General features: G+C 63.1%; 9 protein-coding genes. 5 read left to right on the forward strand and 4 right to left on the reverse strand.

The window, feature by feature from the left end; translation table 11 throughout:
• Positions 1–134 precede the first annotated feature (134 nt).
• From T3A99_RS25160 to T3A99_RS25170, 3 genes are all read left to right on the forward strand, one after another.
• Positions 135–758, forward strand: coding sequence for a TetR/AcrR family transcriptional regulator (locus tag T3A99_RS25160; protein WP_047226408.1), 624 nt, complete (start codon positions 135–137; stop codon positions 756–758).
• A gap of 121 nt (positions 759–879) precedes the next feature.
• The gene (locus T3A99_RS25165; RefSeq protein WP_171061399.1) at positions 880–1,662 is read left to right on the forward strand and encodes a substrate-binding periplasmic protein; all 783 of its coding nucleotides are present in this window, start codon (positions 880–882) and stop codon (positions 1,660–1,662) included.
• 70 nt (positions 1,663–1,732) lie between these two features.
• Complete coding sequence (locus T3A99_RS25170) at positions 1,733–2,746, forward strand: GNAT family N-acetyltransferase (protein ID WP_322834915.1); 1,014 nt, start codon at positions 1,733–1,735, stop codon at positions 2,744–2,746.
• A 136-nt stretch (positions 2,747–2,882) separates the two neighbouring features.
• Here T3A99_RS25170 and T3A99_RS25175 read toward each other — a convergent pair whose 3' ends face one another.
• Positions 2,883–3,431, reverse strand: a complete 549-nt coding sequence (locus tag T3A99_RS25175) for an RNA polymerase factor sigma-70 (RefSeq protein ID WP_025212663.1) — start codon at positions 3,429–3,431, stop codon at positions 2,883–2,885.
• Between the two features lie 325 nt (positions 3,432–3,756).
• Between T3A99_RS25175 and T3A99_RS25180 the strand changes: the two genes are divergently transcribed.
• Both T3A99_RS25180 and T3A99_RS25185 read left to right on the forward strand, forming a co-directional pair.
• A complete protein-coding gene (locus tag T3A99_RS25180; RefSeq protein WP_322834916.1) occupies positions 3,757–16,743 on the forward strand; it encodes a non-ribosomal peptide synthetase in 12,987 nt (4,328 codons plus the stop codon).
• Positions 16,744–16,942: 199 nt separating this feature from the next.
• Entirely contained in the window at positions 16,943–17,749 is an 807-nt protein-coding gene (locus T3A99_RS25185; RefSeq protein WP_076385671.1) for an alpha/beta fold hydrolase, read from the forward strand.
• A gap of 122 nt (positions 17,750–17,871) precedes the next feature.
• Here T3A99_RS25185 and dsbG read toward each other — a convergent pair whose 3' ends face one another.
• The 3 genes from dsbG to dsbD are packed head-to-tail and all read right to left on the reverse strand — an operon-like array spanning position 17,872 to position 21,211.
• Positions 17,872–18,639, reverse strand: coding sequence for a thiol:disulfide interchange protein DsbG (gene dsbG / locus T3A99_RS25190; RefSeq protein ID WP_076385669.1), 768 nt, complete (start codon positions 18,637–18,639; stop codon positions 17,872–17,874).
• On the reverse strand, positions 18,615–19,484 hold the full coding sequence (locus tag T3A99_RS25195) for a TlpA disulfide reductase family protein (RefSeq protein ID WP_107322187.1): 870 nt from the start codon (positions 19,482–19,484) through the stop codon (positions 18,615–18,617). The genes dsbG and T3A99_RS25195 overlap by 25 nt, the downstream gene beginning before the upstream one ends.
• A complete protein-coding gene (dsbD, locus tag T3A99_RS25200) occupies positions 19,484–21,211 on the reverse strand; it encodes a protein-disulfide reductase DsbD (RefSeq protein ID WP_107322188.1) in 1,728 nt (575 codons plus the stop codon). The genes T3A99_RS25195 and dsbD overlap by 1 nt, the downstream gene beginning before the upstream one ends.
• Positions 21,212–21,338 lie beyond the last annotated feature (127 nt).

Below are 21,338 nucleotides of genomic sequence, written 5' to 3' on the forward strand. Positions count from 1 at the left end.
GGTTTGTAAACGACCGCCGGTTCTTCGATCCAAGCGCTTGCTTGGGTGCCCCGGCCAGCTTAAATTGCCCGCGCCACCTCGTCGGTTCCGCAAGCGTGGCCCGACGTTGATCGATCGACTGTAGGAGAGAATGGGTGGATGAGCAAAAAGCCCTGAACGTGATGCGTGAGCTGGTCGATAACGGGCAACTGACCGATCCTGACAGCGCTCGCGGCAAACTGCTCCAGACCGCCGCCCATCTGTTTCGCAACAAAGGGTTCGAGCGCACCACGGTGCGCGACCTGGCGAGCGCGGTGGGCATCCAGTCGGGCAGCATCTTTCATCACTTCAAAAGCAAGGACGAGATCCTGCGGGCGGTGATGGAAGAGACCATTCGCTACAACACGGCGTTGATGCGCGCGGCGCTGGCCGAGGCCGATAGTGTGCGCGAGCGGGTCCTGGCGCTGATTCGCTGCGAGTTGCAATCGATCATGGGCGGCAGCGGCGAGGCGATGGCGGTCCTGGTCTACGAATGGCGTTCGTTGTCTGAGCAAGGTCAAAGACAGGTGCTGGCTTTGCGTGATATTTATGAGGCCCTGTGGCTTGAGGTTCTTGGGCAGGCCAAGGACGCGGGGTATATTCGGGGCGACGTGTTCATCACCCGTCGTTTCCTGACCGGCGCCCTGTCCTGGACCACCACCTGGTTTCGCGCCGAGGGCAGCCTGAGTCTTGATGAGTTGGCCGAGCAGGCCTTGATTCTGGTGCTTGAAGAAAAATAAAAAGAGGCAGCAATGCCGCTGAGTGGTCGCCCTGCGTGCCCTGCGTGATGCATTGAGATGCCTGGTTGGATTCACTGATGATTAATTTTCTGGGGAGTGAGCTGTCTTGACGTTTTCAACGATGGGGATAGCCTCGCGCGTCTTGCTGGCTGCGTTTATTGCAGTGTTCGCGTTGCCGGCCACGGCTGCGCAACTGGTCAGGATTGGCGCAGCGCATTTTCCGCCCTACACGATACGCCCCGAAACTGGCGCGGATACCGGTTTGCTGCCGCAGTTGGTAGAAGCCTTGAACAAGGCCCAAAGCGACTATCAATTCGTGCTGGTTCCGACGTCGATTCCGCGCCGTTTCAATGATTTCAAGCAGGGCCGGGTCGACATGGCCATTTTCGAGAACCCGGACTGGGGCTGGAAGGATGTGCCTCATACTGCGGTAGACATGGGCCTGGAAGATGCGGAAATCTTCGTTGCCCAGCGTCAACCGGATCGTCAGCAAGACTATTTCTCTGATCTGAGGGGCAAGCGCCTGGCGCTCTTCAGCGGCTACCACTACGCCTTTGCCGAATTCAACGCCGACCCCAAGTTCCTGACCGGCCAATACAACGCCACCCTGACGTATTCCCATGACAGCAACCTGCTGATGGTCTTGCGCGGGCGTGCGGACATTGCGCTGGTCACCCGTTCGTACCTCATCGACTACGTGCTGCGTAATCCTGACGTCGACCCTCAATTGCTGATATCCGAACGTATCGATCAGATTTACCACCATTACGCGCTGATCCGCCCCCAGGCGCCGATCTCTGGCGAAGCGTTCGAGCGGCTGCTGCAAAAGCTGCGGGACGACGGGCAGATGCTGGCGATTTTCAAGCCCTACCAGATACAGCTGGTGCCAGCGCACGATCATTGAGCGGGGCACTAAATTTCCCTGCCTGGCTCACGTCACACGTTGACTACCGACGACTACGTGAGCCCCGCCCATGTCCAATCTCAAGCACCCGACGACGCTGCCTTTACCCGGCGGTCGCCGTCTCGGCGCCGATGAAACCGAACGCCACCTGAGCCTGATGCTTGAGGGCGCGCCGCTGATCCGGCTGCGCCTGGAGCGTGGTACCGAGCTGCATGTGCATTTGCAGGAAATCAACGATCGGCCCGTAGGCCCGGCGCTTTGGGCGGCCTGCTATTGGCTGTTCGCCCGCGATCCTGAATGCCGGCGCCTGACTTGGCATCTGCCCGAGCGCCCCGGTGAAGCCTTGCTCAGCGGACTGCTGACGCCCGGCGAGTGTGCCGACGAATACATCTGTGAGCGCACGATGTTCTGGCAACTGCCGCAACCCTGGCTGGGGGAGTCGTTCAACGGCAGCTATCCGCAACAGATGATCATCACCGATGGCAAGCGTCATCCGCGCCGGCCCACGAAGCCGCGAGGTGAGGTGTATCGGCGCTTCGATGCGCGCCTGGGAGCCTGGGTGTCCTTGCGCACCCTGGAAATCGAACAGGACCTGACGCGCTTCAACCGCTGGCAGAACAGTCCTCGGGTGGCGAGTTTCTGGCAGGAGGAGGGCAGCCTGGAACAACATCGCGAGTATCTGAGCACACTGCAGCGCGATCCCCGGGTGCTGACCTTGATCGGTTGTTTCGACGACCAGCCTTTCGCCTACTTCGAAGCCTATTGGGCCAAGGAGGATCGGATCGCGCCGTTCTATGACGTGCACAATTATGATCGCGGCATTCACATGTTGGTGGGCGAGGAGCAACACCGCGGCCCGCACAAGGTGGCGAGCTGGCTGTCGGCGCTGGTGCATTACCTGTTTCTCGACGACCCGCGCACCGAGCGGGTGGTGGCCGAACCTCGAGCCAACAACGCCCGGATGATCGGTCATCTGCACAACCAGTGTTTCCACTGTGAAAAGGAATTCGATTTCCCCCACAAGCGCGCGGCGCTGATGATTCTGGGGCGTGAGCGGTTTTTTGATCGGTGTGGGTTGAGGTGAGGTTGTAAGCCCCTAGGGCTCCATCGCGAGCAGGCTCGCTCCCACAGGGATTGCGCACAGCACAGACTTTGTGAGTGCGCAGATCCATTGTGGGAGCGAGCCTGCTCGCGATAAGGCCCGAAAAATCAGTGCAAAATCACCGCCGGGCAAAGGTATCCCCACGCACTCCCGACACCTTGCGGCAATGCACCAGGGCGTCGCGGATCATGAAGTTCACCAGGGTCGGCGAGACCCCCAGCTCCTTGGCGATATCCTTCTGTGGCACACCGTGCAGGCGGTACATCTCGAAGGCATAGCGGGTGCGGCTGGGCAGTTCGGTGAGCGCGTCGGCGATGTGCTCCAGCGTCGAGAAATTGATGTGTGACGTTTCTGGCGAAGCACCCTGGATCACCACATTCAACCCTTCCTCTTCCGGCCCCGAGTATTTCTGTTCCAGCGCCTGCTTGCGGTAATGGTCGATCGCCAGGTTGCGCACGATCTGAAACAGGTAACTGAGCTGAGCCTTGAAGGACGAGGTGATCTGGGGCGCCGATTGCAGCCGGAAAAACGCATCCTGCACCACGTCTTCTGCCCGGGACCGGCACCCGGTGATGCGTGCTGCGATCTTGACCAGGATCATCCGGTTATCCACGAATGCCTGAAGTAACGGTGAGTCGCACCTGCTTGTGGATACTTGTTCCGTCATGGAATTCACCTTGTTGCAAAAAGTTAGCAGGACGAGGGATCTGTCCGACTCGTCCTGCATATCGAGCGACAAATTAGGCTGAATGATAATTATTGTCAATTGAGAAGAAGAATTATTGATGCTGATAAGTCCAGCGTGAGAACTGCGACCCGTTGCCGCGGTGTTCTGCTTTCCGGCGGGTCTGGATCAAGAGGCCGCTGACTAATTATTTGCCGGCGGTATCCGTTCTCAGGGATGAAGGTTTCGGGCGGCAGTCCCGATGCCGAACCGCATTCCGCAGGCCACCAGATACCACTAGCAAGCCGAATTTCAGGCAGGAAACCTCATGACCGACGCGTTCGAACTCCCCAGCACCCTGGCTCATGCCCTTCAGCGCCGCGCCGCGTTGTCGCCGGACCGTGTGGCCTTGCGCTTCCTTGCCGACGATCCGGAGCAAAGTGTTGTACTGAGTTATCGCGACCTGGACCTGCGTGCCCGGACCATCGCCGCCGCCTTGCAGGCCGAAGCGGCGTTCGGTGACCGTGCGGTTTTGCTGTTTCCCAGTGGCCCGGACTACGTCGCGGCGTTTTTTGGTTGCCTGTACGCGGGGGTGATCGCGGTGCCGGCCTATCCGCCGGAGTCCGCCCGTCGCCACCACCAGGAGCGCCTGCTGTCGATCATTGCCGATGCCGAGCCGCGCCTGTTGCTCACCCGCAGCGATCTGCGCGAGCCGCTGCAAGCCATCGAGTCGGCTCCGCCGGTGTTGTGCGTCGATACCCTCGACTCGGCCCGCGCCGGGCAATGGCTGCAACCGAATCTGCAGGACCATGACATCGCTTTCCTGCAATACACCTCCGGCTCCACCGCATTGCCCAAGGGGGTGCAGGTCAGCCATGGCAACCTGGTGGCCAACGAATTATTGATCCGCCACGGCTTCGGCATCGATCTGAACCCTGACGACGTCATCGTCAGCTGGCTACCGCTGTACCACGACATGGGCCTGATCGGCGGTCTGTTGCAGCCGGTTTTCAGCGGTGTGCCCTGCGTATTGATGTCGCCCGCATACTTTCTGGCCCGGCCATTGCGCTGGTTGGAGGCGATCAGCGAATACGGCGGCACCATCAGCGGCGGCCCGGACTTCGCCTATCGGCTATGCAGCGAGCGGGTCAGTGAGTCGGCGCTCAAGCGCCTCGACCTGAGCGGCTGGCGCGTGGCTTATTCAGGCTCCGAGCCGATTCGTCTCGACAGCCTGGAACGCTTTGCCGAGAAATTCGCGCCGTGCGGCTTCACGCCGGACAGTTTCATGGCGTCCTATGGCCTGGCTGAAGCGACCTTGTTCGTCGCGGGCACACCGCGCAGTCAAGGCATCCCGTCGTTGCAAATGGACGACACGGCACTGGCGCACCACCGTGCCGAGCCAGGGCAGGGCAGTACAGTGATGAGTTGCGGCGTGAGCCAGCCCGGGCATGCGGTGCTGATCGTCGAGCCCAACACCTTGCAGCCGCTGACCGACAACCGGGTCGGCGAAGTCTGGGCCTGCGGGCCGAGCATTGCGCATGGCTACTGGCGAAACCCTGAGGCCAGCGCCAAGACATTCGTCCAGTACGATGGCCGCACCTGGCTGCGCACCGGCGACTTGGGTTTCCTGCGTGAGGGTGAGCTGTTCATTACCGGCCGCCTGAAGGATCTGTTGATCGTGCGCGGTCATAACCTCTATCCCCAGGACATCGAGCAAACCATCGAGCGGGAAGTGGACGTCGTGCGCAAGGGCCGGGTGGCGGCGTTCGCGGTCGACGATGGCGGCGAGGAAGGCATCGGCATCGCGGCGGAAATCAGCCGCAGCGTGCAGAAGATCCTGCCACCCGAAGCGTTGATCAAAGCCATTCGCCAGGCGGTGGCCGAAGCCTGTCAGCAAGCGCCGAGTGTGGTGGTGTTGCTCAATCCGGGCGCGTTGCCCAAGACCTCCAGCGGCAAGTTGCAACGCTCGGCCTGTCGGACCCGATGGGCCGACGGCAGTCTTGACAGTTATGCGCTGTTCCCCTCAGTCGCGGTTGAAGCAAGCCCTGACGCTCGCTCGTCATCGCCGTTGCAAACATTGATCGGCCAGGTCTGGTGCGAGCAGTTGCAGATTGAACACGTCCATGGCGACGATCATTTCTTCCTGTTGGGCGGTAACTCCATCGCCGCCACTCAAGTGGTCGCACGGCTGCAAGAGCGGCTGGGGCTGGCGCTGAATCTGCGCTTGTTGTTCGAAGCGCCGACCCTCGCAGCGTTCACGGCAGCGGTGGCGAATCAGCAACTGGAAGGGGGCGAGGCCCAAGGCGTGATCAGCCCGTTGCCGCGCCACGAAGCGTTGCCGCAATCCCTTGCCCAGAATCGGTTGTGGATCACCTGGCAACTGGATCCGGCGAGCAGCGCCTACACCATCCCCGGCGGCTTGCACCTGCGCGGTGAGTTGGACGAAGACGCACTACGGGCCAGTTTCCAGCAACTGCTCGAACGCCACGAAGCCCTGCGCACACGATTTCTGGAGCGCGAGGGTGTCGCCCTGCAACAGGTCGATCCGGCCGGTGAGTTCAAGCTGCGCGTGATCGACCTCAGCGACCTGCCCGCCGACCAGCGCGAAGCCCAGGCGCGGCAGATGCGTGACGATGAAGCGGCGCTGCTGTTCGATTTGCAGAAGGGCCCACTGTGGCGGGTCACCTTGTTGCGTCTCGATGAGGGGGACCACCAATTGTTGGTCACGCTGCACCACATCATCGCCGACGGCTGGTCGATGAGCGTACTGATCGATGAGTTTTCCCGGTTGTACGCTGCTGCATGCCAGGGGCAGGTCGCCGCTTTGGCGCCGTTGCCGTTGCAGTACGCCGACTACGGCAGTTGGCAGCGCCAGTGGTTGGCTCAAGGGGAGGCCGAGCGGCAACTGACGTACTGGAAACAGCAACTGGGCGACGAACATCCGACCCTCGCCCTGAGCACGGACCATCCCCGCAGTGCGCAACGCCAGCGCAGCGCCGCCCGCCATAGCCTGCGCCTGGACAAAGGCCTCGGCGATGCCTTGCGCCAAGTAGCCCAGGCCCACGATGCAACCCCGTTCATGCTGTTGCTGGCGGCCTTCCAGGCGCTGTTACAGCGTTACACCGGCCAGTCCGACATCCGCATCGGCGTGCCCAACGCCAACCGTCCACGCCTGGAGACCCAGGGGCTGATCGGCTTTTTCATCAATACCCAGGTGCTGCGCGGGCAGGTCGATTCACGCCAGCCGTTTGCCGCGCTGTTGGCCCAGGCCCGGGAGGCCACGCTCGGTGCCCAGGCCCATCAGGACCTGCCGTTCGAACAACTGCTCGAAGCGTTCCCCCAGGCGCGCGAGCAAGGTCTGTTCCAGGTGATGTTCAACCATCAACAGCGAGACCTGAGCGCCTTGCGTCGTTTGCCGGGGCTGTTGGCCGAGGAGTTGCCGTGGCACAGCCGCGAAGCCAAGTTCGACCTGCAACTGCACAGCGAAGAGGATCGCAACGGCCGGCTGACGCTGTCGTTCGACTACGCCGACGAGCTGTTCGAGGCGCCGACCATTGCGCGTTTGGCGATGCATTACTGCAACCTGTTGCACGCGGTCTGTGCCGATCCGCAGCAGGCCATCGGCGATGTGCCGTTATTGAGCGCCGATGAATACACCCAACAGCAGCAGTGGGGCGCGGCCCCGTGCGCGCCGGCCCGCCAATGGCTACCGGAGCTGTTGAACGAGCAGGCCCGGCGCACGCCGCAACGCACTGCGCTGCTGTGGGACGATGGCTGCCTGGATTACGCCGAGCTGCACACCCAAGCCAATCGCCTGGCCCATTACCTGCGCGACAAAGGCGTCGGTCCGGACGTGTGCGTGGCGATTGCCGCCGAGCGTTCGCCGCAGTTGCTCATCGGTGTCCTGGCGATCCTCAAGGCCGGCGGCGCCTACGTGCCGCTGGATGCCGATTACCCGGCCGAGCGTTTGGCCTACATGCTCAAGGACAGCGGCGTCGATCTGCTGCTGACGCAAACTGCATTGCTTGAACGCTTGCCCCTCTGCGAGGGCGTCAGCGTCATCGCCATGGATGCCTTGCACCTGGAGCAATGGCCGAGCAACCCGCCGGGCTTGCACCTGGATGGCGATCATCTGGCCTATGTGATTTACACGTCCGGCTCCACCGGCCAACCCAAAGGCGTCGGCAACACCCATGCCGCCCTTGCCGAGCGACTGCAATGGATGCAGGACACTTACGGGCTGGACGAAACCGATGTGTTGATGCAAAAGGCGCCGATCAGTTTCGACGTGTCGGTGTGGGAGTGTTTCTGGCCGCTGATCACCGGTTGCCAACTGGTGCTGGCCGGCCCTGGCGAACACCGTGACCCGCACCGCATCGCGCAGTTGGTCCAACAATTTGGCGTGACCACGCTGCACTTCGTGCCGCCGCTGCTCAGCCTGTTTATCGACGAGCCCCTGAGCGCCCGCTGCACCAGCCTGCGCCGGGTCTTCTGTGGCGGTGAGGCCTTGCCGGCCGAACTGCGCAACCGCGTGCTGGCGCAGCTGCCGTCGGCGCAATTGCACAACCGTTATGGCCCGACCGAAACCGCCATCAACGTCACCCACTGGCATTGCAGCGTCGCCGACGGCGAGCGCTCGCCCATCGGCCGGCCGCTGGGCAATGTGGTGTGCCGCGTGCTCGACAGTGAACTCAACCCCGTGCCCGCCGGTGTGTCGGGTGAATTGTGTATCGGCGGCCTGGGGCTGGCTCGGGGTTACCTCGGGCGTCCGGGTTTGAGCGCCGAGCGCTTTATCGCCGACCCGCTGGGCGTGGCGGGCACGCGGTTGTATCGCAGCGGTGACCGGGTGCGCTGGAGCGCCGATGGCGTGATCGAATACCTTGGCCGTCTCGACCAACAGGTCAAGCTGCGCGGCTTCAGGGTCGAACCACAGGAAATCGAAGCGCGGCTGCTGGCCCAGGACGGCGTGGCCCAAGTGGCGGTGCTGGTACGCGAGACCTCGGCCGGCCCGCAACTGATCGGCTATTACACCGCTTGCGATGTCGGGCAAGATCAGGACCTCCAAAACGCCCGACTCAACGCCGCCCTGGCCGCCGAACTGCCGGACTACATGGTGCCCGCGCAATTGCTGCGCCTGGACGCCATGCCCCTGAGCCCCAGCGGCAAACTCGACCGTCGTGCCTTGCCCGAACCGCACTGGCAAGTACGTGAACACGTCGAGCCGGTCAGTGCCCTCGAGCAGCAGGTCGCTGGCATTTGGCGCGACGTGCTGGGGCTCGACCGCATCGGTCTGCGGGACGACTTTTTTGCACTGGGCGGTCATTCGCTGCTGGCGACCCAGATCATTTCCCGCACCCGCCAGGCCTGCGATATCGAGCTGCCGTTGCGCACCTTGTTCGAGGCCAGCGAGTTGGGTGCGTTCGCCGAACAGGTGCGCTTGATAAAGGCCAGCGGCCAGACCAACCGGCAACCGCCGATCGAGAAGGTCGATCGCAGCCAACCGGTGCCGTTGTCTTATTCCCAGCAGCGCATGTGGTTCCTCTGGCAAATGGAGCCCGACAGCCCGGCCTACAACGTCGGCGGCATGGCGCGGTTGCGCGGGGTGCTGGATGTCGGGCGTTTCGAGGCGGCGTTGCAGGCGTTGGTCCTGCGCCATGAAACCCTGCGCACCACTTTCCCCAGCGTCGATGGCGTGCCCCGGCAACAGGTGCACGCCAACACCGGCCTGCGCATGGACTGGCAAGATTTCTCGACGTTGGCCGTCGATATTCGCCAACAGCGGGTGCAGCAACTGGCCGACAGCGAAGCCCACAAACCCTTCGACCTGGAAACCGGGCCATTGCTGCGGGTCTGTCTGGTCAAGACCGCCGAGCAGGAACATTACCTGGTGCTGACCCTGCACCACATCGTCACCGAAGGCTGGGCAATGGATATTTTTGCCCGGGAACTGAGTGCGCTGTACGAAGCCTTTATCGACGACCGTGAATCGCCACTGGAACCCTTGCCGGTGCAGTACCTGGACTACAGCGTCTGGCAGCGCCAGTGGCTGGAGTCTGGCGAGCGTCAACGGCAACTGGACTACTGGACCACACAACTGGGTCGCGAACACCCGTTGCTCGAATTGCCGGGCGACCGTCCGCGTCCGCTGGTGCAAAGCCATCGCGGTGAATTGTTCCGATTCGACCTCAGTGATGATCTCGCCTCCCGAGTCCGCGCCTTCAACGCGCAACAGGGCTTGACCCTGTTCATGACCATGACCGCCGCCCTGGCCGTGCTGCTTTATCGCTACAGCGGCCAGACCGACCTGCGCATCGGCGCGCCGGTGGCCAACCGCATCCGTCCGGAAAGCGAAGGGCTGATCGGTGCGTTCCTCAATACCCAGGTGCTGCGCTGCCGGCTCGACGGGCAAATGTCGGTGGCTGAGTTGTTCGAGCAGGTGCGTCAGACGGTGATCGAAGGCCAGTCCCATCAGGATTTGCCGTTCGATCATCTGGTCGAAGCCCTGCAACCACCGCGCAGTGCCGCGTACAACCCGCTGTTCCAGGTGATGTGCAATGTGCAGCGCTGGGAGTTCCAGCAGAGCCGCACGCTGGCCGGGATGAGCGTCGAATACCTGGCCAACGACGCCCGGGCCACCAAGTTCGACCTGAATCTGGAAGTCACCGACCTGGACCATCGCCTGGGTTGCTGCCTGACCTACAGCACCGACCTGTTCGACGAACCGCGCATCGCCCGCATGGCCGGACACTGGCGCAATCTGCTGGAGGCACTGCTGGCCGATCCGACCCAGCGGCTAAGCGAATTGCCGTTGCTCGATGCCCGCGAGCAGCAACAGATGCTCGACAGCCTCGGCGTCGAACCCGGCGAACACCGCCTGGATCAATGCATCCATCAACTGTTCAGCGAACAGGCCCTGGCGCGCCCCGACGCACCGGCCCTGACCTTTGCCGGGCAGACCCTGAGTTACGCCGAACTCGAACGCCGTGCCAACCGTCTGTCCTGGATGCTGCGCGAGCGCGGCGTCGGGCCGCAGGTACGGGTGGGCCTGGCCCTGGAACGGTCGCTGGAGATGGTCGTTGGCCTGTTGGCGATCCTCAAGGCCGGCGGCGCCTACGTGCCGCTGGACCCGGAATACCCGCTGGACCGTTTGCATTACATGATCCAAGACAGTGGCCTCGGTCTGCTGCTCAGCGACCGGGCGATGTTCCAGGCCTTGGGCCCATTGCCGGCCGGTGTAGAGGGCTGGTGCCTGGAGGACGATAGCCCGGCCCTGGCCGGCTACCCGGACCAGGCACCGCCGCTGATCAACCTGCCGCAGCATCAGGCCTACCTGATCTACACCTCAGGTTCCACTGGCAAGCCCAAGGGCGTGGTGGTGTCCCACGGTGAAATCGCCATGCACTGCCAGGCGGTGATCCAGCGTTTTGGCATGCGCCCGGACGATTGCGAGCTGCATTTCTATTCCATCAACTTCGACGCCGCCACCGAGCGCCTGCTGGTGCCGCTGCTCAGCGGTGCCCAGGTGGTGCTGCGCGCACAAGGGCAGTGGGACGCCGAACAGATCTGCGGGCTGATTCGCGAACAACGCATCAACATCCTCGGCTTCACCCCCAGCTACGGCAGCCAGTTGGCGCAATGGCTGGCGACCCAGGGACAAACCCTGCCGGTGCGCATGTGCATCACCGGTGGCGAAGCCCTGACCGGCGAGCATTTGCAACGCATCCGGGCGGCGTTCAAGCCGAGCCTGTTCTTCAACGCCTATGGCCCGACCGAAACCGTGGTCATGCCACTGGCGAGCCTGGCCCCTGAGCAACTGGAAGAGGGCGCGGCGAGTGTGCCGATTGGCAGCGTGATCGGCGCGCGGGTGGCCTATATCCTCGATGCCGACATGGCCCTGGTGCCCCAAGGCGCCACCGGGGAGTTGTACGTCGGCGGCGCGGGATTGGCCCAGGGCTATCACCAGCGTCCGGGCATGACCGCCGAACGCTTCGTCGCCGATCCGTTTGCCGCCGATGGTGGACGGCTGTACCGCACCGGTGACCTGGTGCGCCAGCGCGTCGATGGTCAGGTGGAGTATTTGGGACGGATCGACCATCAGGTGAAGATCCGCGGTTTCCGCATCGAACTGGGGGAAATCGAAAGCCGCCTGCTGGAACATGACGCCGTGCGCGAGGCGGTGGTACTGACGCTCGATCTGCCAGGCGGCAAGCAACTGGCCGGCTACCTGGTGACCGACGTCGTTGAACAGGGCACCGAGCAACAAGCGGCCCTGCGCGAAGCGCTGAAAAATCACCTCAAGGCTCAACTGCCGGACTACATGGTGCCCACCCACCTGATCCTGCTGGCGAGCATGCCGCTGACCGCCAATGGCAAGCTCGACCGGCGTGCCTTGCCAATGCCGGATCCTGAGCTCAATCGCCAACATTACCTGGCACCGAGCAGTGCCCTGGAGCAGGCCCTGGCGGCGATCTGGTGCGACGTACTGAACGTGAAGCAGGTCGGCCTGAACGACAACTTCTTCGAACTGGGCGGCGACTCGATCCTGTCCATCCAGGTCGTCAGCCGTGCCCGGCAACAGGGCATTCACTTCACGCCCCGTGACCTGTTCCAGCACCAGACCGTGCAGGCCCTGGCCTGTGTTGCCAGCCACAGTCAGTCAGTGAGCGCTGAGCAGGGGCTGCTCGCCGGTGAGTCGGCGCTGACGCCGATCCAGCATTGGTTCTTCGATAGCAGGATTGCCAACCGTCACCACTGGAACCAGGCGTTGTTGCTGGAGCCGGCCATTACCCTGCAACCCTCCGTGCTGGAACAGGCATTGCGCAGCGTTTTCCAACAGCACGATGCGTTGCGCCTGGGCTTTGCCGAAATGGCCGGGCATTGGCGCGCCGAGCACCGACCATTGTCCGAAGCGGCGCTGTTGCGGCAGGTGGACGTGGAGAGTGAGCAGGCCTGTGAAACGGTGTTTGCCCAGACGCAGCGCAGCCTGAATCTGTCGAGCGGGCCTTTGCTGCGCGCGGTGTTGGCGCAGTTGCCCGATGGCCGCCAACGTCTGCTGATCGTGATCCATCACCTGGTCGTTGATGGTGTGTCGTGGCGGGTATTGATGGATGACCTGCAAACGCTCTACCGCCAGATCAGTGCCGGGCAAACCGCAGACCTGCCGGCCAAGACCAGCCCGTTCCGGGATTGGGCCGCACGCTTGCAGGCCTACGCCGGCAGCGAGTCGCTGCGCGAGGAACTGGGTTGGTGGCAAGCGCGGTTGAGCGGCCCGGATGTGGCGCTGCCCTGCGCCCATCCTGACGGCGGGCTTGAGGAACGTCACGCCGAAACCGTCAGCGTGCGCCTGGACGCCGAGCGCACCGGGCAATTGTTGCAACAGGCACCGCGGGCCTACCGCACCCAGGTCAACGACCTGCTGCTCACCGCCCTGGCCCGGGTGCTGTGTCGCTGGAGCGGCCACGAATCGGCGCTGATCCAGCTCGAAGGGCACGGCCGTGAGGCGCTGTTCGATGACATCGACCTGACCCGTACGGTGGGTTGGTTCACCAGCGTTTATCCGTTGCGCCTGAGCCCGGCGGGTGACGACTTCGGCACCTCGATCAAGGCCATCAAGGAACAACTGCGCGCGGTGCCTCACAAGGGCCTCGGTTACGGCGTGCTGCGCTACCTGGCTGACGCCGCGACGCGCCAGGCGATGGCCGGCCTGCCGCACGCGGCGATCACCTTCAACTACCTGGGGCAGCTCGATCAGACCCTGGGCCACGACGCGCTGTTCCAGCCGCTGGACGCTGCGTTGGGGGCGATCCACGACCCCGATGCGCCGCTGCCCAACGAGCTGAGTGTCGACAGTCAGGTCAGCGGCGGCGAGCTGGTGCTGCGCTGGACGTTCAGCGCTGAGCGGCACGACCGCCAGGCCATCGCTGCGCTGGCCGATGCCTACCTCGATGAGCTGCTGGGCCTGATCGAACATTGCCTGACGGACGCGGCGGGCGGCCTGACGCCCTCGGACTTCCCCCTGGCGAAACTGACCCAGGCCCAACTCGACAGCCTGCCGGTGCCGGCCGCGCAGATCGAAGATGTCTACCCGCTGACGCCGATGCAGGAGGGCATGCTGCTGCACACATTGCTGGAGCCAGGCACGGGCCTGTACTACATGCAGGACCGCTACCGCATCAACAGCGAACTGGATCGGCAACGTTTCGCTCAAGCCTGGCAAGCCGTGATCGCTCGTCATGAAGCCTTGCGCGCGTCGTTCTGCTGGAATGTCGGCGAAGAAATGCTGCAAATCATCCACAAGCCTGGCAGCACGCCAGTGGATTATCTGGACTGGTGTGAAGTGCCCGAGGATCAGCAGGACGCCAAACTCCAGGCGTTGCTCAAGCACGAGCGCGAGGCCGGTTTCGATCTGTTGAACCAGGCCCCGTTCCACTTGCGCCTGATCCGGGTTGGCGCGGCGCGTTACTGGTTCATGATGAGCAACCACCACATCCTGATCGATGCCTGGTGCCGTTCGTTGCTGATGGAGGATTTCTTCGAGATCTACACCGCCCTTGGCGAACACCGCGAACCGCGACTGGCCGAGCCGCCGCGTTATCGCGATTACATCGGCTGGTTACAACACCAGAGTCTGGCCGAGGCGCGGCAATGGTGGACGCGCAACCTGCAAGGTTTCGAACGGACCACGCCGATCCCCACCGACCGGCCGTTGCTGCGTGAACACGCCGGTGACAGCGGCGGCATGATTGTCGGCGATTGCTACACCCGCCTCGATGTCCACGACGGTGCCCGGTTGCGCGAACTGGCCCAGGCTCATCAACTGACGGTCAACACCTTCGCTCAGGCCGCGTGGGCGCTGGTGCTGCGGCGGGTGAGCGGCGATCGGGACGTGCTGTTCGGCGTCACCGTGGCCGGACGCCCGGTGGAACTGCCGCAAATGCAACGCACCGTCGGCCTGTTCATCAACAGCATCGCCTTGCGCGTGCGGATGCCCGACGATCATCAGCGTTGCAGTGTGCGCCAATGGCTCAGTGAGTTGCTCGACAGCAACATGCAACTGCGCGAGTACGAATACCTGCCATTGGTGAGCATCCAGGAAGTCAGCGAACTGCCCAAGGGCCAACCGTTGTTTGACAGTCTGTTCGTGTTTGAGAACGCGCCGGTGGAAGTTTCGGTGCTGGATCGCGCCCAAAGCCTCAACGCCACCTCTGACTCGGGCCGCACCCACACCAACTTCCCGCTCACGGCGGTCTGCTACCCGGGGGATGACTTGGGGTTGCATCTGTCCTACGACCAGCGTTACTTCGATGAATCCACTGTCCAGGGCTTGCTGGGTGAGTTCAAGCGCTTGCTGCTGGTACTGATGGAAGGTTTTCACGGTGACATGGCCGAGCTGCCGCTGATTGGCGCCCAGGAGCAGGACTTCCTGATCGAAGGCTGCAACCAGAGCGAGCGTGCCTATGCGTTGGAGCAAAGTTACGTCGAGCTGTTCGAGGCCCGGGTCGCGGCCCATCCGCAACGGGTGGCCGCCACCTGCCTGGACAGGACGTACAGCTACGCCGAGTTGAATGCACGGAGCAACCGCCTCGGCCATGCCTTGATCGCGTCGGGCGTGGGCCTCGATCAACCGGTGGCGTTGCTGGCCGAGCGCGACCTGGACCTGCTCGGCATGATCATCGGCAGCTTCAAGGCCGGTGCCGGTTACCTGCCGCTGGACCCAGGCCTGCCGAGTCAGCGTCTGAGCCGCATCATTGAGCTGAGCCGCACGCCGCTGCTGGTCTGCACCCAGGCCTGTCATGCCCAGGCGCTGGCGCTGCTGGACGAGTTCGCCTGTTCCGGGCGACCGAAGTTGCTGGTGTGGGAAAGTATCCAGGCCAGCGATGTTTCGCAGCAAAACCCTGGCATCTACAGCGGCCCGGACAACCTGGCGTACGTGATCTACACCTCGGGCTCCACCGGGTTGCCCAAAGGCGTCATGGTGGAACAACGCGGCATGCTCAACAACCAGCTCAGCAAGGTGCCGTACCTGGCCTTGAGCGAGACTGACGTGATCGCCCAGACCGCCTCCCAGAGTTTCGACATTTCCGTCTGGCAGTTCCTCGCCGCGCCGTTGTTCGGCGCCCGGGTGGACATCGTGCCCAACGTTATCGCCCACGACCCGCAAGGGCTGCTCGAGCATGTGCAACGCCAGGCCATCACGGTGCTGGAAAGCGTGCCGTCACTGATCCAGGGCATGCTCGCCCAGGAACGCATCGGCCTGGACGGCCTGCGCTGGATGCTGCCCACTGGTGAAGCGATGCCGCCGGAGCTGGCCCATCAATGGTTGTTGCGTTACCCGGACATTGGCCTGGTTAACGCCTATGGCCCGGCGGAATGCTCCGATGACGTGGCGTTCTTCCGGGTCGACATGGCCTCGACCCGTGGCAGCTACCTGCCGATTGGTACGCCCACCGACAACAACCGTTTGTACTTGCTCGATGGTGCGCTGGACCTGGTGCCGCTGGGTGCGGTGGGCGAGTTGTGCGTGGCAGGCACCGGGGTAGGGCGCGGTTACGTCAGTGACCCATTGCGCACTGCCCCAGTGTTTGTGCCCAACCCGTTTGGTGCGCCAGGGGAGCGCTTGTACCGCACTGGCGACCTGGCGCGGCGGCGTCGCGACGGCGTGCTGGAGTACGTTGGACGCATCGATCATCAGGTGAAGATTCGTGGTTACCGCATCGAACTGGGGGAAATCGAAGCGCGCCTGCATGAACAGCCCGAGGTCCGCGATGGCGCGGTGGGGGTACAGGAAGGCGCCAACGGCAAGCATCTGGTGGGCTATCTGGTCGCCGCCGATTCGGCATTGAAGCCGACCGAACGCCTGGAACGCATCAAGCAGCGTCTGCGCGCCGAACTGCCGGAATACATGGTACCGCTGCACTGGCTGTGGCTTGAGCGCTTGCCCCTCAACGCCAACGGCAAACTCGACCGCAACGCCTTGCCGGCCTTGGAAATCGGCCAGTTGCACCGCCAGGATTACCAGGCGCCAGGCAATGAGCTGGAGCAGACCCTGGCGGACATCTGGGCCCAGGTGCTCAAGGTCGAGCGGGTGGGGGTGCGAGACAATTTCTTCGAACTGGGCGGCCACTCGTTACTGGCGACGCAAATCGCTTCGCGGGTGCAAAAGGCCCTGCAACGCAATGTGCCGCTGCGGGCGATGTTCGAGTGCAGCACGGTGCAGGAACTGGCCGAATACATCGATGGGCTGGCGGCGAGTGAAATCACCGAGGAGAAGGTGGATCGGTTGAATGATTTGATGGCGCAATTGGAAGGATTGTAGTTCTGCGGCGTCTATAAGAGGCCTCATCGCGAGCAGGCTCGCTCCCACAATGGATTTGTGATCGACGCAAATCCCCGGTGGGAGCGAGCCTGCTCGCGATGGCGTCATTACTAACACCGCAAAGCCCAAGGTTGACGCCTCGCCCTGTACGGCTCAGTCTCCCAAGGCTTTTTCTCCATTCAACACAAGGAGGTCATCAATGCCTTTTGCAACCCTTGATGGGCAATCACTTCACTACCTGGACCAAGGCCAGGGCCCGGTGGTGCTGCTGGGCAGCAGCTACCTGTGGGATCACACCATGTGGGCGCCGCAGATCGAGGCACTGTCCCGGCATTACCGGGTGATCGCCCTGGACCTTTGGGGCCACGGCCAGTCCGGGCGTTTGCCTGAGGGCATGAAATCCCTGGACGATCTGGCCCGCCAGGCACTGGCGTTGATGGATCATCTGGAGGTCGATTGCTTCAGTCTGGTGGGGCTTTCGGTGGGCGGGATGTGGGGCGCACGGCTGGCGCTGATGGCGCCCAAGCGGCTTGAGGCGTTGGTGTTGATGGACACTTACGTGGGGGTCGAACCTGAACCGACTCGCCAGTATTACTTTTCGTTGTTCGACAAGATCGAAGCCAGCGGCAGCATCCCCGAGCCGTTGCTGGACATTGTCGTGCCGATCTTTTTCCGGTCGGGCATCGATCCGCAGTCAGCGCTCTACCAGCAGTTCCGCGCCACGCTGGCTGCACTGCCGGCCGACCGCCTGCGCGACAGTATCGTGCCGTTGGGACGGATCATTTTTGGTCGGGACGACATCCTGCCGCGCCTGCCTGAGCTCGACGCCGGGCGCACGCTGGTGATGTGCGGCGACCAGGACAAACCGCGACCACCGTCCGAGGCGCTGGAAATGGCTGAGCTGATTGGCTGCCCGCATGTGCTGATTCCAGAGGCTGGGCATATCTCCAACCTGGAAAACCCGGAATTCGTCACCCGAGCCTTGCTGGAGTTTCTGCGCAGCTGACCTGACGCCATCGCGAGCAGGCTCGCTCCCACATTTTGATCTGTGCCTGACGCTGAATTTGTCGTCGCCACATATCCCCTGTGGGAGCGAGCCTGCTCGCGATGAGGCCCTCTAGGTCGATCTCACTTCGGCCCGAGAATCTTCACCAGCTTGTCCGGCGACGGTGCGCCTTGCTGCTGTTGCAGTTCGCCCTTGTCATCCAGGTAGAAAATCGCCGGGGTGGCGGACAGTTCCAGTTCTTCCATCAACTGCAGGTTGGCGTCCAGTTTTGCCTGGATGGCCGGCGGTATGTTTTTGAGGGGTTTGAGCGCGCTGCCCTTGCCGGCCTTCTCGTGGGTTTCCAAGGCCTGCTCAGGGTCCTTGGCCGCCAGCAATGCGGCGGATTTTCCTGGGCTGTCTTCACGGATGATGCCCACCATGATGTGGCGTAACTGCACCTTGCCGGCTTTGACCCATGGCCGTGCCTGTTCCCAGAACATGTTGCAGTACGGGCAGTTCGGGTCACTGAACAGATAGACGGTGCGCGGCGCGTCCTTGCTGCCGTCGGCGATCCAGTTGCTCGCTTCCATCTTCCCCCAGATGGCCTTGGCCATTGGGGCATAGACCAGCTTTTGCAGCGGCTCGGCGCTCAGGTCCTTGCCGTCGGCGTCGTACAGGTTGCCCAGCAAGACATGCTGGCCATCGGGTGTCAGGTACAGCGCCATCCCACGGTTCTGGTATTGCGCCGCGTAACCGCGCAATCCGTCCGGCGCCTCGAACGTGCCGACGATTTTCGCGCCCTTGGCTTCGATTTTCTTGATGGCCGCGGGCAGTTCTTCGGCGTGCAGCAGCGGTGCCTGCGACAGCGTGGCGGCGACGGCCAGGGTCAGCAAGTGGCGGAGGCGGGGCATGAGGGTTTCCTTGTGGCGGAGTGGGGAGCCGAGGTTGAATCCGGCGTTTCGAAGTTCTCCAGGGCGCGGGCCAGGCTCGCTTCTGACAATTCGCCCAAGTGACTGTCCAGCAGGCGGCCGTCGGCGCTGTAGAACAAGGTGGTTGGCAGTGCCATGGAACCGACGGCTTGACCGAGGCGACCGCTGCCATCAAACAGCACGTTGTCCAGGCTCAAGCCCTGGGTGGCCAGATAAGTGCTGACGCTTTGCATGCTTTCGGCCTGGTTGACGAACAGGAACGTCAGGTCCGGGCGCTGCTGCTGGGCCTCTTCCAGCACGGGCATTTCGCGCCGGCAGGGTGGGCACCAGGTGGCCCAGAGGTTGATCACCAGGGGCCCGCCCTGATAATCGGTGAGTTTCACCGTCTCGCCGTTGGCGTTACGCAGATTGATTTCCGGCAGTCGGGTGCCTTGTTCATAGATCGTCAACGACATCGTCGCCACCAGCCAGAACAACAGGCCGCTGCCCACGCCGAAACCCAACGGCCGGCGCAAGGCCGGTCGGTGCCGGCTCCACAGCAACGCGCCAATCACCAGCGCGACAATCCCCGGCCAGGCCAGGAAACCGCCGTCGCGCAGGTCGACGATCTGCCACAGGTCATCCTGGTAGTGGTTCCAGTAGGCGCCGACGAAGCCGATCCGTGCGGCCAGAAGCCCCAGCAAAAACAGCACGAACAGCACCGATTCCGGGTTTTCGCCACCGCGCTTGGCTACTCGCCAGCCCACCAGGGTCGCCAGTGCCAACGCGCTGATCAGCAATAGATGGTTAAGCGCAATGGCAAAGGTGCCGAGGGTAAACGTCAGCATCAGCGCGCGTTCCGAGTCATGTTCCAGTGCTCCAGGAATTCCTTGGCATTGACTTCCCCGGTGATCCGCTGGCTGCGCCGCTCTTGACCGTCGGCGCCAATCCACAGCAGGCTCGGTGGCCCCGGCACTTGATAGCGGCCCAGCAGTTCGCGACTGGCGGCATTGTCGGCGGTGACGTCCAGACGCACCAGACGTACGTCTTTCAAGGCGTCCAGCACATCGGCGCGGCCGAACACCTGTTTTTCCATGATCTTGCAGGACACGCACCAGTCGGCGTAGTAGTCCAGCAAGACCCATTGGCCCTGGGCCTTGGCCGCATCCAGTTCCCGCTGCAGGGCGGCAGGCTCGCTGACCGTGATAAAGGCATCATGGGCGCTGACGGCCGAGCTTTCCGAGGTGCCGGCATAGACCTCCAGGGGCTGGAAGAAATCATCGCCGCCACCCGCCGCGCCGATCACCAGCAGGCTGCCCCACAGACCGAACAGCAGCGACGCGCTGCCGCATACATAGGCTGTGCGACCGAAACCTTCGGTCTGCCGCCAGGCGCTATAGGCGGCAATCAACAAGAGCGTGCCCCACAGGCCGATCCACAGCGAGCCGTCGATGACCGGGCGGATCATGAGGATCGCGGTGCCCAGGAACAGGAAACCGAACACGCCCTTGAGCACATTCATCCAGGCGCCGGGTTTGGGCAGGAAACGATTGCCCACGGTCACCAATAGCAACAGCGGCAGGCCAATGCCCACGCCCATGGCGAACAGGATCAGCCCGCCGTGCAACGCATTGCCGCTTTGGGCGATGTACAGCAGCGCACCGGCCAGCGGGGCAGTCATGCACGGGCCCACCAACAGGCCGGACAAGGCTCCGAGAATACCGGCGCCCACCAGGCTGCCGCCGCGGCGCTGGCGTCCGGCACTTTCCAGGCGGTCGCGCAGGGCGGCCGGTAACTGCAATTCGAAAAAACCGAACATCGGTAGCGCCAGCACCACGAAGATCGCCGCGAAAGTGCCCAGCAGCCACGGTTGTTGCAGCAGTGCCTGAAGGTTGGCCCCCAGCAGCGCGGCGATTACGCCCATGGCGGCATACACCAGGGCCATGCTGATCACGTAGCTGATGGCCAATGCCAATCCACGCCGAGGGCTGGCGCCGCTGCCCACCACCACCCCGGCCAGGATCGGCAACATGGGCAGCGAGCACGGCGTAAACGCCAGCAACAGGCCCAGGCCAAAGAACACCAGCAGGCTCCAGCCCAAGGCCCGTTGCTGCAGGCCGCTGGCCAAGGCCTGGTCCGGCGCCTCACCATTGGCAACCGCTGGTGCAGTGCCACCCAGGTCCACCACCTGGGTCTGGGGCGGATAACACAAGCCCGCGTCGGCGCAGCCCTGGAAGCCGACCTTGATCTTGCCGGTGGCACCGGCGGGAATCTTTAGTTCCAGCGCCTGGCGATAAACCTGTTGATCGCCGAAAAACTCGTCGCTATGGGCTTCACCCTCCGGCAACTTCGGCTTTTGCGCCTCGGCAAGACCGTCGAATTTGAGTCGCTGCTGATACAGGTAGTAGCCGTCGGCAATCTGCCAGAACAACTGGGTTTCACCGGAGTCCAGGCGTTCGGAGGTAAACACGAAGGCCTTTTCCACCGGCAGGAAATCGGTTTTGGTCTCGAAGGGATTGGCGGCCTGGGCCAGGCCCGAGATCAGGAGCAGCCACAGCAAAAACAATCGACGCATGGATAAAGCCTTAGAACGGAGCAAGTGGAATGCACGATGGCGACTGGCGATTAACCGTCGATTAACCCGGCGACGATCGGCAGGTAGCAATGATCGCCCATGTTTGCCGTACTCGTCGCATAATGTC

The sequence above is a fragment of the Pseudomonas sp. N-137 genome, from assembly GCF_034555295.1.
Taxonomy (GTDB): Bacteria; Pseudomonadota; Gammaproteobacteria; order Pseudomonadales; family Pseudomonadaceae; genus Aquipseudomonas; species Aquipseudomonas rhizophila.

Bases quoted from the DNA above. Each gene is read 5' to 3' on its own strand.
- T3A99_RS25165 (WP_171061399.1), top strand. From the start codon at position 880: ATGGGGATAGCCTCGCGCGTCTTGCTGGCTGCGTTTATTGCAGTGTTC.
- T3A99_RS25170 (WP_322834915.1), top strand. From the start codon at position 1,733: ATGTCCAATCTCAAGCACCCGACGACGCTGCCTTTACCCGGCGGTCGC.
- T3A99_RS25175 (WP_025212663.1), bottom strand. From the start codon at position 3,431: ATGACGGAACAAGTATCCACAAGCAGGTGCGACTCACCGTTACTTCAG.
- T3A99_RS25180 (WP_322834916.1), top strand. From the start codon at position 3,757: ATGACCGACGCGTTCGAACTCCCCAGCACCCTGGCTCATGCCCTTCAG.
- T3A99_RS25185 (WP_076385671.1), top strand. From the start codon at position 16,943: ATGCCTTTTGCAACCCTTGATGGGCAATCACTTCACTACCTGGACCAA.
- dsbG (WP_076385669.1), bottom strand. From the start codon at position 18,639: ATGCCCCGCCTCCGCCACTTGCTGACCCTGGCCGTCGCCGCCACGCTG.
- T3A99_RS25195 (WP_107322187.1), bottom strand. From the start codon at position 19,484: ATGCTGACGTTTACCCTCGGCACCTTTGCCATTGCGCTTAACCATCTA.
- dsbD (WP_107322188.1), bottom strand. From the start codon at position 21,211: ATGCGTCGATTGTTTTTGCTGTGGCTGCTCCTGATCTCGGGCCTGGCC.